This is a genomic window from Paenibacillus qinlingensis (assembly GCF_013204845.1).
Taxonomy (GTDB): Bacteria; Bacillota; Bacilli; order Paenibacillales; family NBRC-103111; genus Paenibacillus_E; species Paenibacillus_E qinlingensis.
The window spans coordinates 42,169-59,007 of record NZ_JABMKY010000020.1; the positions used below are offsets into that span (position 1 = coordinate 42,169).

General features: G+C 43.9%; 15 protein-coding genes. 8 read left to right on the plus strand and 7 right to left on the minus strand.

Annotation, left to right across the window (positions count from 1 at the left end; genetic code table 11):
* Window positions 1–59 precede the first annotated feature (59 nt).
* The 4 genes from HQN88_RS27600 (at window position 60) to HQN88_RS27615 (ending at window position 3,650) form a co-directional block, all read left to right on the plus strand.
* On the plus strand, window positions 60–824 hold the full coding sequence (locus HQN88_RS27600; RefSeq protein WP_173118568.1) for a phytanoyl-CoA dioxygenase family protein: 765 nt from the start codon (window positions 60–62) through the stop codon (window positions 822–824).
* Between the two features lie 144 nt (window positions 825–968).
* Window positions 969–2,018: an ABC transporter ATP-binding protein gene (locus HQN88_RS27605; protein WP_173118570.1), complete on the plus strand. Its 1,050-nt coding sequence runs from the start codon at window positions 969–971 to the stop codon at window positions 2,016–2,018.
* Entirely contained in the window at window positions 2,015–2,824 is an 810-nt protein-coding gene (locus HQN88_RS27610; protein WP_173118572.1) for an ABC transporter permease, read from the plus strand. The genes HQN88_RS27605 and HQN88_RS27610 overlap by 4 nt, the downstream gene beginning before the upstream one ends.
* A 4-nt stretch (window positions 2,825–2,828) precedes the next feature.
* A complete protein-coding gene (locus HQN88_RS27615; protein ID WP_173118574.1) occupies window positions 2,829–3,650 on the plus strand; it encodes an ABC transporter permease in 822 nt (273 codons plus the stop codon).
* On the opposite strand, the gene HQN88_RS27620 is transcribed toward HQN88_RS27615, so the two are convergent.
* Complete coding sequence (locus tag HQN88_RS27620; RefSeq protein WP_173118576.1) at window positions 3,604–3,870, minus strand: hypothetical protein; 267 nt, start codon at window positions 3,868–3,870, stop codon at window positions 3,604–3,606. The genes HQN88_RS27615 and HQN88_RS27620 overlap by 47 nt on opposite strands.
* A 226-nt stretch (window positions 3,871–4,096) precedes the next feature.
* Here HQN88_RS27620 and HQN88_RS27625 point away from each other — a divergent pair, with 226 nt between their 5' ends.
* The gene (locus HQN88_RS27625) at window positions 4,097–4,825 is read left to right on the plus strand and encodes a hypothetical protein (RefSeq protein WP_173118578.1); all 729 of its coding nucleotides are present in this window, start codon (window positions 4,097–4,099) and stop codon (window positions 4,823–4,825) included.
* Window positions 4,791–5,624 (plus strand): hypothetical protein, encoded by an 834-nt coding sequence (locus HQN88_RS27630; RefSeq protein WP_173118580.1) that lies wholly within the window; start codon window positions 4,791–4,793, stop codon window positions 5,622–5,624. Before HQN88_RS27625 ends, HQN88_RS27630 begins: the two co-directional genes overlap by 35 nt.
* 152 nt (window positions 5,625–5,776) lie before the next feature.
* Here the strand turns inward: HQN88_RS27630 and HQN88_RS27635 are convergent, their stop codons facing one another.
* On the minus strand, window positions 5,777–7,288 hold the full coding sequence (locus HQN88_RS27635; protein WP_173118582.1) for a sulfatase family protein: 1,512 nt from the start codon (window positions 7,286–7,288) through the stop codon (window positions 5,777–5,779).
* 154 nt (window positions 7,289–7,442) lie between these two features.
* Between HQN88_RS27635 and HQN88_RS27640 the strand changes: the two genes are divergently transcribed.
* The gene (locus HQN88_RS27640) at window positions 7,443–8,285 is read left to right on the plus strand and encodes an AraC family transcriptional regulator (protein ID WP_173118584.1); all 843 of its coding nucleotides are present in this window, start codon (window positions 7,443–7,445) and stop codon (window positions 8,283–8,285) included.
* An 11-nt stretch (window positions 8,286–8,296) separates the two neighbouring features.
* Here HQN88_RS27640 and HQN88_RS27645 read toward each other — a convergent pair whose 3' ends face one another.
* Window positions 8,297–9,133: a helix-turn-helix domain-containing protein gene (locus HQN88_RS27645; RefSeq protein WP_173118586.1), complete on the minus strand. Its 837-nt coding sequence runs from the start codon at window positions 9,131–9,133 to the stop codon at window positions 8,297–8,299.
* Between the two features lie 176 nt (window positions 9,134–9,309).
* Between HQN88_RS27645 and HQN88_RS27650 the strand changes: the two genes are divergently transcribed.
* Window positions 9,310–10,446 (plus strand): glycoside hydrolase family 88 protein, encoded by a 1,137-nt coding sequence (locus HQN88_RS27650; protein ID WP_216855852.1) that lies wholly within the window; start codon window positions 9,310–9,312, stop codon window positions 10,444–10,446.
* A gap of 112 nt (window positions 10,447–10,558) precedes the next feature.
* On the opposite strand, the gene HQN88_RS27655 is transcribed toward HQN88_RS27650, so the two are convergent.
* From HQN88_RS27655 to HQN88_RS27670, 4 genes are all read right to left on the minus strand, one after another.
* Window positions 10,559–12,169: a type 2 periplasmic-binding domain-containing protein gene (locus HQN88_RS27655; RefSeq protein WP_173118588.1), complete on the minus strand. Its 1,611-nt coding sequence runs from the start codon at window positions 12,167–12,169 to the stop codon at window positions 10,559–10,561.
* A 160-nt stretch (window positions 12,170–12,329) separates the two neighbouring features.
* Window positions 12,330–13,211 carry a carbohydrate ABC transporter permease gene (locus tag HQN88_RS27660; protein ID WP_173118590.1) on the minus strand — a complete coding sequence of 294 codons (882 nt, stop codon included), beginning with the start codon at window positions 13,209–13,211 and terminating at the stop codon, window positions 12,330–12,332.
* 10 nt (window positions 13,212–13,221) lie between these two features.
* Window positions 13,222–14,202: an ABC transporter permease gene (locus HQN88_RS27665; RefSeq protein WP_173118592.1), complete on the minus strand. Its 981-nt coding sequence runs from the start codon at window positions 14,200–14,202 to the stop codon at window positions 13,222–13,224.
* Window positions 14,203–14,401: 199 nt separating this feature from the next.
* Window positions 14,402–16,720, minus strand: a complete 2,319-nt coding sequence (locus tag HQN88_RS27670) for an AraC family transcriptional regulator (protein WP_173118594.1) — start codon at window positions 16,718–16,720, stop codon at window positions 14,402–14,404.
* Between the last annotated feature and the right edge of the window lie 119 nt (window positions 16,721–16,839).

Sequence of the window (16,839 nt, forward strand, 5' to 3'; positions counted from 1 at the left end):
AATACGTCTGTATGCTAAGTATATAGCTAGTGCTTACATTTTGAAAGGGGATATGGGATATGCAAAGTCAAGTTAAGGAACGTTTAGCACCGTTAGGGGAAAAAGAATTGGCGTTTTTTCATGAGCATGGGTATTATTTGTGGAAAAAAGGGTGTAGTGCAGATCTTGTAGATGCCTTTAATGGACACATTCACAGTATACGTTCAGCAGATGAGATAGCCGAATGGGCACTCCCCAAAAAAGGCAGTCAGCAAGTAACAGATAAGGACAGGTTCTCGGTGCGATTATTTAATCCGCATAAACATGACGGTTTTTCACAGCAAATTATGAAGCTCCCTATCGTGCGCGGAGCACTTGCTCAAATGATGGGTGACGAGGCCGTTTGTGTGCAAAGTATGTACTTCTATAAGGAGCCAGGCTCACCAGGGCAAGCGCCACATCAGGACTACTACTATATCAAGGACGACCCGAAGTCGATGATTGCTGCTTGGATTGCTTTGGAGGAAGTCGTGGATGAAGAAAACGGCTGTTTGTGGGTTATCCCTGGTACGCATAAGTTGGGCCTGTTACCACATGGAAAAGTAACGAATCTGGAAGAACATGAAAGCTGGACAGATGAAACGGAAGGTGCAGACTTGAGTCGAGAGATTCCAGTTATTATGGAAAAAGGAGACATTTTATTTTTTCATGAGCTACTCATTCACTCGTCCTATAAAAATCGCAGCAAGGATCGCTGGCGCCGCTCGTACGTGTGCCACTATATCCGCAATGATTCCAGTGTCTTGTTCCGTGAAGATTTACGCGTGAAATATCCGTTATACTAGGCAAGTTAACATAGTTCGTCATCTCAGGATGATGAGCTATGTTTTTTTGTACTGCGATTGTCAAAAAGTAGTTTCCTTCATTTGGAACACTGGTATAATGGATAAGATTCAGTTCGGACTATCGCAATCAAAGGGGAGAGCGCATTGTCATTAATTGAGGTTAAGCATTTACGGAAAACATTTGAAACCGATGTGAGACGAACAGGGCGATTTGCCACAATTCGGAGCTTGATTAAGCCAGAGAAGCGAGAGATGGTCGCGGTCGAGGATATTTCTTTTTCCATTGAAAAAGGAGAGAGCGTTGCCTATTTGGGACCGAATGGAGCGGGTAAATCGACAACGATCAAGATGCTGACCGGTATCCTGGAGCCGAGCGGTGGAAGTATTGAGGTGGCGGGCTTGATCCCGCATAAAAGCAGAAAGCTGAGCTCTTATCAAATAGGTGTCGTATTTGGACAACGGAGCCAGTTGCTGTTCGATTTGCCTGTGAAGGATTCGTATGATTTATTACGGTATATGTATAGCATCTCGTGGGAGCAATATCACAGAAATTTACGTGAATTTGCAGAGGTTCTGGAGGTTGAGCATCTTCTTAATCGTCAAGTGAGAACGCTTTCGCTTGGTCAGCGGATGCGTTGCGAAATTCTTGCTTCCTTGCTTCACGAGCCGGATATTCTCTTTCTGGATGAGCCTACCATTGGGCTGGATGTTGTGGCGAAGGAGCGAATTCGCGCTTTTATCGAGAAGATTAATCGGGAAAAAGGTGTCACACTACTGCTGACAACACATGACATGCATGATATCGAAAGGTTGTGTCACCGGACGATGATTATTGATAAAGGCCGCCTCATATATGATGGCAGCTTGCAGCATATTCGCGATCATTATGCGACGGAGCGTCAAATTAAAGCAACCTTCGAGGACACAAAGCTCGCCGAAGCAGCTGCTTCGCTATTCATGGGCTTCAATGTGCACACGTTGGTTGAAGAGCGGATGCTCAAAATTTCCTATGATCAGCATCACATCGATACGTCCATATTACTTAAGCATCTGTTAGAGAAGACTCAGCCGCGTGATTTGACCATGCAAGATGAGAACATCGACGCTTTAATATCTCGGATTTATCGCGAAGGACTTTCCGATTCGCCGCAGGAGCGGCAACACGAGTTGGAAGGTGTGGTTATCCCCTCATGAATACTCTCCAACGACTAGGCGGAATGTCACGAATTGCGGTTCGCCAGCGCATGCAGTTTAGATTTGATTTTATGATGACACTTGTGTCAACACTTATGTTCTGTGTGCTCTATTACATGCTGTGGAAAGCGATTTATATGTATGGGAGCGGGCAGGTATTGCCTTGGGAGCAATTAATTACCTATGTTATGGTAGGTCAAACGATTAATTTTGCCCGCTGGTCACCTGCTGAGCGTGCGCCTACCTATGCCATGGCGTTACGTGTCCGCTCGGGGGACATTGCACTGGATCTGATCCGACCGGTGGACTTCCAAGTACAGCGATTTGTAGAAGCCGCAGGATTTTTTGCTGTGGAAATGTTATGGGTGAATATTCCTGCTCTGCTGCTGCTGATCTTCGGACTTGGCATTCAATCACCACCAAGCTTGGGGGCTGGAGCTGCTTTTCTGTTAAGTCTTATCATCGGTTTCCTAGTGGCGTTCAGCATTAACTCCATTATTATGATGATTTCGTTCATGACGACGAATACGTTCGGGGTACAGTTGGCGAAACGAGCGATGATGGATATTTTCGCAGGAACGTTGATCCCATTCGATTTTTTTCCTAGCAGCTTACAGACCGTTCTGACCTATTTACCTTTCCAAGCAATGGCCTATATCCCATTATCAATTTATACAGGCAAGTTAACGGGTGCGCATATGGGCTATGCGCTATTGGAGCAGCTTGCGTGGGCGCTTGTTATGATTGTTATTAGTCGATTGTTGTGGATGAAAGCAGCGAAACGACTAGCAATTAACGGGGGGTGAGAGGATGTTAGCACCAAAGAGAAGTTTTATGGGGCAGGTAGCCTATCTGATTGGGATGTATGGTCAATTTCTAAAAGTGTATGTCAAAACGTTGGTTGAATATCGTGCGGATACGATTATTGCGATCATTGCGGGGATCGTTGCGCAGGGGAGTACGTTGATTTTTTTGACGGTCATTTTCAAACGCATTCCGATGTTGGCAGGTTGGGACTACAACGAGTTAGTCTTTATGTTCGGACTTGCGGCCACGGGCCGAGCACTGAATCAAACTTTTTTCAATGCGCCTTTCATGCTAACAGGCAACATTCGGAATGGACGGATGGATATGATGATGGTGCGGCCAGTTGGTGTGCTTTTTCAAACCATAGGCTTCTCGCAAGAATTGAATGGCGTCGGCCAGTTGATTACAGGTATTGCTATTATGGGGTATGCGGGGTCCCATTTGGATATGAGTTGGACGTTCTTAAGCGTGCTTTATGTCGTGATTGCTTTGCTATGTAGTGCTCTTATTCAATTCTCGATTCTACTAACGATTAGTGTATTAACGTTCTGGTTTCAAGAGATTCGATCTCTGATTTATCCAATAACTTGGTTATATGATTTCACTAGGTACCCTATGCAAATCTTTCATCCCGTTCTACGTGGATTGTTAACTTACGTCATCCCATACTCATTGGCCAGCTTCTATCCAGCGGCGTATGTATTGCGACCAGAGCAATACGGCTGGGCCGCTTGGGGCGTTCCAGCCGTAACCTTGGTGGTCGTCATGGGGGCTTATTTTATATGGTCACAGGGGTTAAGGCGTTATTCGAGTGTGGCGGGATAAATTGTTCGCTGCGACTGCAGTCGATATACATGGGATATACACCTTCCTGAATAGGAGGAACCACTTTGATGGTGATAGGAGGAATCGCTGCGGTCAGTGGCTCTTGCAGGTTGGAAGCCGTCTGTCTGAGGCGCTTACTCTTCTCGAAAACATCAATGACGAGATAGTACATAATACATAGCACGATAAAACCCAATCCGCAGATTTGTAAGTTTTGCATCCTAGTACCCCTCCTATGAATCATTTTTCATAGATTAACGTATTTAGGATGCAATGTCGCTCGAAAGTCGGTGTCGTTTTCTGACATATTGTCAAAAGGCTCCTAAATGTTTCCCTTTATCTTGACATTGACAGTGAGAACCATTATCATTCGTTGTAGAGGACTAAATGAAAATGATTATCAATAGGTGACGAGAATGAACGGCATCATGAGGGGGCTAGTCGATATGGAACATAGCGAGAATGGTATTGGCGTCGGGACCTTGCAGGTTATAGCAGATTTTCAATTAGAACGCTGGCTGCATACCCTTACTCATGAAGATCGTGGGACAGATTCGCAGGATCTGAATTGGCAGCAACTTACCCAATTCGCAGCGTATCACGCGATCAATGCATGGTATACATTACCACCTGCTGCTCGTACACACCAGGTGTTAAAGAGTGAATTTGAGAAAAAATGGACGAATAAAGTGCAAAAATTCGGGAGTGATACCTTTTATGGCGAGGTTAGACATCGCGTCCTTGATCAGTTGTATCACATTCTGACGAAAAAAAGCCGGATCGAGTGGCCACTTCTTTTATTTGAAAGCATGGACGTATGGGTTGATGAGCTAGATTTGGGATTATCTATGATCGTTCAGGCTATGGAATCTTCAGAAGAATCCATTGTAATTCATAAATTTGTCATGGAGGACAGTGCGGCTTCGCTTGCCCTGTTTGCACATATGTCGGTTGTTTTTTGTAACAAAGCGTTTGGAGGGAAGCCAGTGCAGCTGCAAGTCGTCAATCTGATGAGCGGTAAGCAGCATCGCATCGAGACGAATCAGTTCACAATGGAACAATCGCTCGATTATCTTAGACTGGTGAAAGATGTGTATTTGGAAAGTCGCAGTTGTACCTGCTGCAGAGAGGACGGACTTCATGGAAATAAATTCGACGTGGCAATCTACCAATGACTTGCTGTCCCTAAAATTTACTACGTTGACAGCATCCAGAGAAGGGGTGTTGTATGCGGGAACGGAAGGGCACGGGGTGGTCCAATTCTCGCCGTTACGTTCCTGGGAGAGCGCATCAGAAGGTTTGCCAGCACAGGTTCATGTGTACCGATTAGATTGGGTGGAGACGCAGCTATTCGCTTCTACGAGCCATGGATTGTATCATTTAGAAGAAGAGATCTGGCAGCAAACGAGCGTCACGGATCCCTGTTATGCGGCGATTGGCTGGGGTGATCGATTTGTTCTCACGGAGAACGGCTTGCTCTGTGGAAATGATGATGAATGGCTGCCGCTGGCCTACCGAGGGAAGAAAACCTATGATTTGCTGGTGACACCCCACTTTATATTCCTAGGCTATGAGGATGGTGTTGCCTTCTACGATTTATTTACTGGCGAATGGTGCAGTATGCCGCTTAATCAGGCGGTGACCAGTTTAGCAGTGTTCAACACGATGCTCGTCGGGACGACGGAGCGTGGGGGGTTAGTTGTAGGCAATAAGAACGGTGGATTCAATCAGCATCGGTTCGATGGGATGTTCTTGAATCGTTTGGTTACGCATCGCGGCGAAGTCTATGTGTGTGCCAATACAGGGCTATATAAGTTGAGTGAGATCAGAGGGAACGTCATGTTGCATGCTTTAAACGCACAAGCTGAAGTGACGGATCTGCTGATTTGGCGTGATATGATGGTCATATCGACGCGTGATTCAGGTATTAAATACAAACATGCCGATAAGACAGGTTTTCAAACGGTTTTGTAAGAGATAGAAGCTCCCAGCGATTGTATGCTGGGAGCTTTTTTTGCGTGAGAGGGTGAAAACTGCACGCTCAGGATGAGAAGGCAGCAGCAAGCGTGGAAAAGAATCGTGAGACGCCGATTATTGCATGCTCACCGCCTTAAATGTACTACTCCTTAGGCATGCCAAATCCGTGGCATCGCTAACGGTTCTTTCCCCAACTCCGCCCAAATATAGGACAGCAGCAGGCGAGCCTTCAAATCTTGATAATCGGACTCATCCCACAAATTACGAATCTCACCTGGATCCTCTTGAAGGTCAAAGAGCTCGCCATACGTTTGATTATAATAGACGGTAAGCTTATACCGTTCATCCACATATGTTTTCTGGTGAATAGTCGTCTTCTCGTGACGGAACTCGCAAATCGCATGGTCGCGCGCACGTTCTGTTTGACCTGTCCACACGCTGCTTTGGTCGACGCCTGTCATGAAGCAAGGTATCGGAAGACCAGCCAAGGAGAGGAAAGTAGGCGCAAGATCAACGAGCGATTGGATTGCATTCGACGTTTTGCCCGCTGGAACTTGACCAGGGTAACGAACGATGAAGGGGAGCTTAATCAGATCCTCATAATGGAACCCGCCTTTATACTGAAGGCCATGCTGCCCGAAGAAATGACCATGATCCGTGGTAAATACGACGATCGTATTCTCGGCAAGCCCAAGCTCGTCCAATCGATCCAAGATTCGGCCAATGTGAGCGTCCATACAGCTGATCATGCCGTAATAGGTGGCCACGAGTTGTTTGCGTTCACTTTCAGGCAGATGGGAATGCGAGTGATAGCCATGGATGCCATAACCGCTTTCTTTGAGATAGGAGAAGTCGGGATTCTCCTCTTGTGTGAGCTGAAAGTGTGGTGGATTCTTCGCATGTTCACCAGGAGTGACGGTTGGAATGGTCAACTTGTCCGGATCATACATCGTGTCCCACGGCGAAGGAACTAGATAGTCTGGATGCGGATCAAAGAAGCTGGACCATAGGAAGAAGCCATCATCGGACTCCTTATACTGCTCAAGCAGAGCATTCGTTCTTTCTGCAATCCACGTATTATAGTGAAACTCCTCTGGAATAGCCCAGTGATGCAGCTGATTAGGATCCATTGTCCCCGTCGGAGCTAAGAAATAATCCCGCCAGTTGGTGAGCCCTTTCTCTTCCATCCATAGCGCATAATGTTGTCCCACATGAGCTTCATTCGTATGATTGCGTGCTAACTCAACATGGTCAAAGCCATAGAAGGGTTGGTCAAATGCTTTCCAGTAATCCAGGTCCTGTAGAAGGGGATAAGCTTCAAGTGAGGGATACTCCTCTGTCCCTTTTAGCGGCTGGAAATGTGCTTTACCGATCAGAGCTGTGCGATAATCCGCTTTTTTAAAATCTTCGCCCACGGTATGGCGATCTTCCAGAAGCTTCGTACCGAGCGTCCACGCACCATGTTGACTAGGATATTGCCCGGTAATAATGGAGGACCTAGTTGGTGTACATGTTGGATTGGGGCAATATGCCCGTGTAAATGTCGTTCCTTCTTGAACGAGCCGATCTAGATTTGGCGTAGATAACTCAGGATTAAAAGCGCCAATCGTGTTCCAATGCTGCTGATCACTTGTAATGAGTAGAATATTCGGTTTCTTCAAGGTGGTGTTCCGCCTTTCTTATTCTTCTTGCATGCTAGGTTCAGTATAGAAATAAGAGGGGGAAAATAACATGATAGAATGTTAGAAAGTTGTCATTATGTCTACTTTTTCGTAAAATTAGGTAATGAGGAAGATGGGCTAGAGGAGGTTCGCTATGCAAGAATTTGAGATGGAGTTTGCCGATGTGTGGTTCGCTATTCCCGGGTCCTTTCAAACCGCAAGCGGCTGTTGGATCGTACGTGCAGGTCAGAACATAGCCAAGCCCACATACCATATTGGCCCCAAAGTGATAGAGCAGACGAGCTTTCATTGGATTGTGCAAGGCAAGGTTAGGGTGACTTCGCTTGACCATACCATTGAATTAAGCGAGGGGGATTTATTTTGCCTATTTCCCGGAAGGCCGTATGTTTATGAAACGATGCAAACAGAAAGTAGTACGTCACCTTTGAAAATGATTTGGTTAGCGATGGAAGGCAAGCAATTACCGCTATTAACAGCGGAATTTGGACTAACGCCACATAAGTATTGGTTACAAGGCATCGTTAATAACGAAGTTGGTGAAGCGCTGCGAAGCGTGATAGGTGCCATTTCGGGGACGAAGAAGAATATGTTTCTTGAGCAGCGGGCACTCAGTGATCTTTTTTATAAAATGAACCTGCAAGCGAACCGTTCAGCCGCCAAAGAAAAAGAAAACTGGCTCGCACAGGTGAAAGATTTCTTCGATTTGCATTATACCGAGCATATTCGCGTCGAGGATGCTGCCAATCATTTTGGCTACCATCGGTCCCATGTGTATGCGGCATTTCTGAAGAAGTATGGTACTTCACCGCAGCGATACTTAGCCCAAAAGCGCTTGGATAAGGGCGCTGAACTACTCAAAACCACATCGTTATCGGTCACAGAAATCGCTTATTCATTGGGTTATTCCGAGTTGTATGCCTTTACACGGGCATTTACGACTTATATGGGAGTCTCACCACGCAGCTATCGGGGATAATCGCCAATAAGCTACGAATATCCAGCAGGGGATACACCCGTAATCCGTTTGAATGCTTTATAGAAGTTCGAGTAGTCCTCAAATCCTGTCATTTTACATACTTCGGTGGGAGGGACGGACAGCTTCAGCAATTCGATGGCTTTGGCGATCCGTTTATGAATCACGTATTGTTTGAAGCTATACCCCGTTACTTTCTTAAAGAGATGAGAGAAGTAGTACCGATTGATAAAGAACGTATCTTCAATATGCTGAAGCGTTAGTTCATGATAAAGATTGTTATGAATGTACGTGACAATGTGCTCAATCTTCGCATTATACTCGCCCTCAAGCTGGGAGGTGTGGAGATGTGTGGCAATAATGTCATTGAGATGAATGAGAAGACGGATAAACGTCAATTCGATCAGTACCTGACTAGCAGGCTGATTGCTACGGTGATGTTCTTCCATATCTGTGAAATATCCGCCTAGTTGCTCAACCAACTTGCTTGGAATGCGGTTGGAGCTTCCGGGCTTTTTGCGTTCAAAATAGTGCAGAATCGGGTAGCTCTCATGGTGATAATGCTGACAAAATTCAGGCGTGAAGAAAATGATAATTCGCTCATAGCTGGAATCCGAAGTGAAGTAGGGGCGATGCATTTCCTTATTCGTGATGATTAATAAATCACCTGGACTCAAGGAATATGTCTGATCCTCTACTTGATAATTGACACTGCCAGAAATAAGATAATAAATTTCATAGCAATCCAACATATAAGAGCGATGCTGCTCATCATGTGGATTTTGTGTAATGGAATGTGTGTAGCTAAAGGCACCATTTTTGAGCCAAAATGAGGTGAGTTTTTCGTTCATCGTATCCCTCTTTAAGCTTGACATGTTTCCTTTACTATATCATAAAAATCAAGGATAAAAAGCAAGTTATGCAATGTTTCTCGCAAGGTCTACTATAGGTTGTGACACTGAAATCCCGCTATACTTAGCTCATTGGAGCTGAAATTATCCAAGCTAATTTCGAGGAGGCGTGTAAGTTGAAAGCGATTTTACAGGAAAATAAAGCATTTATTCAGGGAACATGGGAGCGAATTGGCGCGAAGATTTCTAAGACTTCACTACGTATTCAAGATGGATTCCCGCACACAACGATAAATGGTGTCTATGACGATTGGCATGATGATCTTTCCTGGTGGACCAATTCATTCTGGGCAGGGATTCTGTGGCAGCTATACAAGGATGATCCAAGTAATGAAACCTATAAAGTGTATGCCCAAAGTATTGAAACGAAGATGGATGCCGTTCTGCATAGTTATGATAAATTGCATCATGATGTCGGCTTTATGTGGCTATTAACCTCGGTGTTGAATCATGAACTAACTAAAGATGAAGGTGCAAGACAACGGGCAATGCTGGCAGCGAATGTGTTATCTGCTCGTTACAATTTTGCCGGTGGCTATATTCGTGCATGGAACGGAAGTGGGAATGAAGGCTGGGCGATTATTGATTGCATGATGAATATCCCATTGCTATTCTGGGCGAGTGAACAAAGCAATGATGACCGCTTCAAACACATCGGAATCCAACATGCAGACAAGACGTTGGCAACGTTCATTCGAGAAGATGGTTCCGTCAACCATATAGTTAGCTTCGATAAGGATACAGGTGAAGTGGTTGAAATCCCAAGAGGACAAGGTTATGCAAGTGGTTCTTCTTGGTCAAGAGGGCAAAGCTGGGCCATTTATGGCTTCGCGCAAACATATAATTGGACAGGGAAAACAGCGTATCTGCAAGCTGCGAAACGGATCGCACATTATGTATTAACGTGTTTACCGCTTACGGATTATGTACCGCCTTGCGATTATAGACAACCTCCTGATGCAACATTGTTAGATAGTTCAGCTGGTGCCATTACCGCCTGCGGATTAATTGAAATTGCAAAAGCTGTTCCTGAGGCAGAGAAGGATCTGTATTTACAATCAGCAATTCGCATTCTTAAGGCGCTTGATGAGAAATGTGCCATTTGGGATTTATCCGATGAATGTATCTTAACGAGTGCAACAGCAGCGTTTCATCCAGGCAACAATCCACGCACAGCAGTCGAGAACGGTGCTTTGATCTATGGCGACTATTATTTCGTAGAGGCGATAGCGAAGCTAAGAGCGTTATTATAGTAGTCATCTTTCTAAAAAAACCATCCAGCGCTTTGCAGCACAACTGCTGATCAAAGCCTGGATGGTTTTATTTGTACTGTTTATTTGTTCTGCTTATTCTTACTAGTTATTCTTATCGTTTATTATAACGATCCAAAGCAGCTTGTTGAATTTTGATAGCCTCATCGATGTTTAAGGATTTAAGCTTCTTAATAAAAGTATCATAATTTTCAATGGGTTCTGCATTCATTACGAACTTGTTAAACATTTCGCCTACATAGGTATTCACATCGCTCATAATGGAAGCAAATTTAGCACTTTCTTCCGGCGATGGCGTAACTGGCGGCATTTTCTTCTTGTTGATGGCATCACTCCAGTTCTTGACGGATTGCTTCAGAACAGGTGTAGTCCAACTGTATTGCTCGTTATAGCGCACATCAATTAATTTAGGAGAGCTGCCGGCATATTTCGATAATGCTTGTGCCATCGGTAATCCCTGCGGGTTTTTCATGATGAGATCGGTGTATTTAGGATATCCATTCTCCATCGTGTAGGAAACGCCTTCAATACCAAAGTTAAAGAGAAGATTACCTTCTTCCCCATAGCGATAATCAAGATACTTCACGGTTTCGATTGGGTTTTTGTTCGCTTTGGTAATGGCTGCGCCAAGGCCAGTGAAATAATTAACTTTTTGGCCAATTTCGGCACGATCACCTTTCTTAAGAGTTGGATACGTGACGCCTTGTAACACGAATTTAGGATTCTTATCTTTCATCAATTGATTGAATTTGCCTACCCCTCCGCCGGCTAGGACAATACTCGAACCAATGCGCTCACCCGTTACTTTCGCATCAAACAGCTTCTCATCGTTCGTCGCATATTCGGGATCCAGGAGGCCTTCTTTGTACCATTTCTGCATCGTTTTCACATACTCTTTGAACTCAGGCTGGGTAACGCCGTATTTCACAACACCATTATCTTGATAGAACTCGAAGCCAATACCCCAAGCACCGACAAGGAAACTGGAATCTCTTAGCCAGAAATCAGTGTTGATATGGAAAGGGATTTCATCAGCTTTGCCGTTACCATTCGGATCTTTCTCTTTAAATGCTTTCAATACGGTATACCATTCATCAACGGTTGTCGGTGCGGTTAAACCTAACTTCTCCAACCAGTCCTGACGGATCACAGGTCCGGTGTACGTTAACTGTTCATTTTTCAAATTGAGATCTGGGAAGGAATAAATTTTACCGCTATCTGTGGAAATTTGCTTCTTCACTTCCGGATTTTCCTTCAGGATTTTGCTTAGATTCGGCGCATACTTGTCAATTAAATCCTTGAGGTCGATAATGACACCGTCATTAATCGCTTTCTCAGGTCCACCTGGGTAAGACAACCAGTTAAAGTCGATGACATCTGTCAAGTTATTGGAAGCAACCATTAGATTCAGCGCTTGTTTGACTTGCTCTGGCCCGATCGGTGGGTGCGTATATTCCACTTTCACACCTGTACGCTTTTCTAGTTCTTTGTAGACTTCTCTATCATTGTAGTTTTTGGAGACAGGAGCTGCGTTGTTGTTCATTTCTAAGAAGTAGGTAAGATTAGTTAAAGGTTTTGTTGTTGCAGCTGCCGATGCTGCTGAACTACTTTCTGGTGTCGTTGTGCTGCTGCAAGCACTCAACATGGCGGCAATTAGAATGACAGATGTGGAACCGATTACAACATTTTTTAAGGTTACTTTCATTTCTTGTTCATCCCCTTAGGCTTATTTGTAGGTTGTATAACCTTCAACGCAAATATAGTGAACTTCTGGCTTTTTGAATACCATCCATTTGGGATTTGTACTATCAGATCTCTGCTTTTCGCGACCATCAATCGGTATACAGCTCAACTTGTACAGCATATTACCCTTTGATTGCTCCAATCATAACCCCTTTGACAAAGTACTTCTGGAGAAATGGATATATGATGAGAATAGGCGTAGTTGTTACAATAATTGCCGCATATTTAATGGTGCTGGCAACGAATGCACGATCGTCTGTCGTCATATTCGTCGTCATGCTATCTGTGCTATTGATGATTAGGATCTCTCTCAAAATCATCTGCAACGGATACAGGTCACGATCACGCAGATAGATTAGTGCATTGAAGTAAGCATTCCAATGTCCAACACCGTAGAATAAAATCATAACAGAGATGACGGGCATGGATAGAGGCAGGATGATGCGAAATAAAATGGTAAGATCATTCGCTCCATCAATTCTAGCTGATTCCTCTAAACTATCCGGTATCGCTTGAAATGACGTACGCATGATGATGAGGTTAAAGGTTCCCACTAGTCCAGGTAGAATAAGTGCCCAACGTGTATCATATAAGCCGAGTCCATTCACCAGTAGATAAGTAGGGATAAGTCCGCCACCGAAAAACATCGTAAATACGATAATCATCATGATGGGATCACGGAGCATGACATTCTTACGAGACAACGCGTAGGCACCTAAACTAGTAAAGAAGATGTTGAGCACAGTCCCAATGACGACGTAGAAAATGGTGTTTAAGTAACCAATACCAATCATTGGATTATTGAAAACAAGTCGGTATCCCTCTAGTGAAAACCCTGTAGGCCAGAACATGAGGCCTCGCTGCTGTGCAAACTGTGCAGGATCACTGAATGAGGCCATAACAATATAAATGAATGGATACAAAGTTACGATGCACAAGATAGAGAGTATGAGATATGTGGATAAATCAAAGCTAATATCGCCAATCGTTTTACGTTCTTTCATGATGAGCCTCCTACCACAGTTTCGTATCCGTTAAGGAACTACTGAGTCGATTCGTAATAATTAATAAGATGAAATTAATGACGGAATTGAAGAGTCCTACGGCTGCACTGAAGCTGTAGTTGGATTCTAATAACCCTTTGCGATAAACAAATGTGGAAATTGTATCGGCTGTTTCATACATCGCAGGGTTGTAGAGTAGAATGATTTTCTCTGCACCTACGCTCATGAAATGCCCAATCGTAAGAATGAATAAGATGATGATGGTCGGTGCGATACCTGGCAGGGTAATATGTCTAATTTGTTTGAAGCGATTCGCACCATCTACGCGAGCAGCTTCATAGAGTGAAGGATCAATACCGGCAATCGCAGCCAGATAAATAATAGATCCCCAGCCTACACCTTGCCAAATCCCGGAGCCTACGAAGAGGAAACGAAAGTAATCAGAACTGTTGAAAAATTTGAGCGGCTCTACACCGAACATGCCAAGCAGTTGATTGACCAAACCGTTAAGCGAGAAGAAATCCACTGTCATCCCAACCACAATGACTACAGAGATGAAATGTGGAATATAAGTAATGGTTTGCACGGCTCTCTTGAAGAAACGCACGCGCACTTCGTTTAATAACAAGGCTAACAAAATAGGAGCTGGAAAACCAAAAATAAGTTCATAGAAACTGATTAGTAACGTATTCTTTAGAACACGCCAGAAGTAAAATGAACTAAAAAATTGCTTGAAGTGGATGAAGCCGACCCACTCACTGGCTAGTATACCTTTTGCTGGTGAAAATTGCTTGAACGCAATTTGCGCCCCGTACATCGGTACATAATGAAAAATAACATAATACGCGACAACGGGTAGAAGGATGAGATAGATGAGTTTATTTCTAACTAGATCCTTCTTGAGTCTATACAAGTAACCCGACTTTTTCTTGACTGCAGATGCATCGATGGATCTCGCAGCGGCTGTTGTGCTGCTCGAATTGCTGTGCATGGGGATGATCACCCTTTCTATGTGTTTAATTTGATTATAGAAGGGGGGTAGCTGCTAGCCTACCGTATATCTACCCAATTGCCTGCGGAATGCCACTTTTGGGACTATCAAATGGTATCTAACCCCTGCAAGTTTCCTTGTTTGGATAGGAAGAAGAGAAAAACCAGAGGTGCTGCATGCGAAATGCAGCCCTCTGGTATTATTTGTTTCCAATCCGATATTTACCAGGTGTCAATCCAGTATGTTTCTTAAATATGCGCTGTAATCCAATGTCAGTTGAGTAACCAAGCTTTTGAGAAATGTCCAGAACAGTCATTTCCGTCTCTGTAAGTAATTTCTTAGCCTCTTCAACCCTCATCTTTGCAATATAGTCCGTGATCGTCTCACCCGTATGCAGTTTAAAGAATCTAGATACATATTTGGGGGAAAGTGCAAAATGGTCAGCGACACCCTCTAGCCCTAGATTGGCATCGTATACGCTAGTTTCAAGGTAGGCAACCATTTTGCTCATAAGCTCTTGATTATGATCAGAACGATCTTCATTCACAAATGTGCATAGTGTGGTATACATCAGCTTGATCTCTTGATACATTTCAATGGACGTATCACAAGCAGCTAATCGTTTATCAGGATCGTCTTCCTGTACGAATACCTCACGATACGTTAGATTGAGAAGCTGTAAACATTTTAAGAGTGTACTCACAATGTTATACATGAGCCATTTTCCTAACTCTGGGGCAATAGCGCCTCGATCGAAATTCATCGTGTATACCTGATCTAGGAGTTTAATTACCTGATCTAATTCGCCATGCTTGACTAAATTAATGATTTGGCTTTCGGTATCAACGGGATAAAAGTAGGTTTTCTCTTCTTCGCCCAGATCGCTGTAGCATATGACTGAATGTTCACCCTTGAGCCATTTATGCTCCATCGATCTTAATGCCTCTGCATAACATTCGCCAATCTGCGATGGAGAGGGGCGACTATCACTAACGGCAACAGTGACAAAGATCGAGAGCCGAATCTGAAGGATCGCATTTAATTCCTCCAAACAGGGCAGGATGTTCAGCTTCCATTGCTCTTCTTGCAAGCTGTGGTTGATCAAAACGCCAACTTGCTCGCGATCCATTTCGGCAAAGAAAGCCGACATGCCTCTCTCTTTAATCAAATCTTGTAGGATATTCATAATAATGAACCTTACGTGGGCCCACTGACGCTCGGAGTTATCTTTGACAAATTCGGAGCAATCATCTAGTTCAATCAGCAATACAGCGAAATGGTCATAAGCAAAAGGGGTGCCGATCATTTCGGTTGCTGATTCTTGAATAGATTCACTTTCAACACGTCCACGAATGAGCCGGTGAATATAGCTGGATTGAACGGTAGGAAAGTGTTTGTGAAGCTGACCTCGCAACTGCCGTTCCTCTTCCATAGACTCTTCCATGGAATTACGCAACGCTGTCCATTCGTCCCATTTGCCGGATCGGGAAGTTTGCGTTGTCTTAGGATTGATCACACCGATCAATTTACGTAAAGGGCTATAATTTCTTTCCGTCAACATGTAAGCAGCAATAAGGCCGATTAATAAGCACGCAGCAACAGCTGACAAAGCAGCATACTTGACATGCAAAACAGGAGCAATGAAGGATTTCTCAGGTACAGTAGCGATAAAGGTCCAACCTGTTTGCTTAGAGTTCTCATAGTTAACCATCCAACTATCTTTATCGGAAGATGTTGTGAGCGAACCGGATGGGGAAAGAGCAACTGTTTTCAAAATCTCATCTTGCAGAGGGGTATCTGATGTACGCATAATAATTTGCTTATCCTTATTCAGGATGTAGAACTGCACTTGGTTTGATGTGGATGACATTTCTGCTGTGTCTAGCAGCTTGGATTGGTCCATCGTCATGATTAATTTTCCTAGCGAATGGGTTCGATCGCCAAGAGGTATGGATGATGTGTAGGTTAACATGAATTGGCCAGAAGTGCTTTGGATAGCGGGCAAATAGTGTTGATAGCTATATCCATTCACATAGGATTTCATCCAGTCCGCATAGGTTAGATCTTTAAAGGGGAGATAGTGCTCATAGTAGAATTGTGTATCCATGCGCGCATTAGTAGTGAAAATACTATTTAAGGGCTCGCTGCTTATTGTGAAGTCATCAATAATGCTATTGACCTGGGAATAGTTTCGAAGCTCGGTAAGCAATTGGCTTGCGACATAATCTTTATGTGGATTATCAGGCTTGAATTCAGCCAATAGGGTTTGAATCTTGGGATTTACGGAAATTAAATAGCCGAATTGCTGGAGTTCAGTAATGCGATGATCCACATTTTGACGGAGTTGACTGATGAGCATACTGTTGGCTTCGTAAGCGTTCTCATAAATAATCTTCTCAAGTTGCGTATACATCCCCCATCCAATAAGGAGAGGAAATAACAGCATGATAACATTTGACGTAAACAAGCGGTAAAAAACCTTTTTACGAGGTGCATGGAGTTTCGTTCGGTAGATCATTCAATCACCGCCTTAAAGGGAAGAATTAGTGAACTAGATGACATTGACAAGTTGAGATGTATCTTGTTACTTTGCATTCTAGCATAAGACTAGGAAGATAGACCAGCGACATTTCATTT

Bases quoted from the DNA above. Each gene is read 5' to 3' on its own strand.
- HQN88_RS27600 (WP_173118568.1), top strand. From the start codon at position 60: ATGCAAAGTCAAGTTAAGGAACGTTTAGCACCGTTAGGGGAAAAAGAA.
- HQN88_RS27610 (WP_173118572.1), top strand. From the start codon at position 2,015: ATGAATACTCTCCAACGACTAGGCGGAATGTCACGAATTGCGGTTCGC.
- HQN88_RS27615 (WP_173118574.1), top strand. From the start codon at position 2,829: ATGTTAGCACCAAAGAGAAGTTTTATGGGGCAGGTAGCCTATCTGATT.
- HQN88_RS27620 (WP_173118576.1), bottom strand. From the start codon at position 3,870: ATGCAAAACTTACAAATCTGCGGATTGGGTTTTATCGTGCTATGTATT.
- HQN88_RS27625 (WP_173118578.1), top strand. From the start codon at position 4,097: ATGGAACATAGCGAGAATGGTATTGGCGTCGGGACCTTGCAGGTTATA.
- HQN88_RS27630 (WP_173118580.1), top strand. From the start codon at position 4,791: ATGGAAATAAATTCGACGTGGCAATCTACCAATGACTTGCTGTCCCTA.
- HQN88_RS27640 (WP_173118584.1), top strand. From the start codon at position 7,443: ATGCAAGAATTTGAGATGGAGTTTGCCGATGTGTGGTTCGCTATTCCC.
- HQN88_RS27645 (WP_173118586.1), bottom strand. From the start codon at position 9,133: ATGAACGAAAAACTCACCTCATTTTGGCTCAAAAATGGTGCCTTTAGC.
- HQN88_RS27655 (WP_173118588.1), bottom strand. From the start codon at position 12,169: ATGAAAGTAACCTTAAAAAATGTTGTAATCGGTTCCACATCTGTCATT.
- HQN88_RS27660 (WP_173118590.1), bottom strand. From the start codon at position 13,211: ATGAAAGAACGTAAAACGATTGGCGATATTAGCTTTGATTTATCCACA.
- HQN88_RS27665 (WP_173118592.1), bottom strand. From the start codon at position 14,202: ATGCACAGCAATTCGAGCAGCACAACAGCCGCTGCGAGATCCATCGAT.
- HQN88_RS27670 (WP_173118594.1), bottom strand. From the start codon at position 16,720: ATGATCTACCGAACGAAACTCCATGCACCTCGTAAAAAGGTTTTTTAC.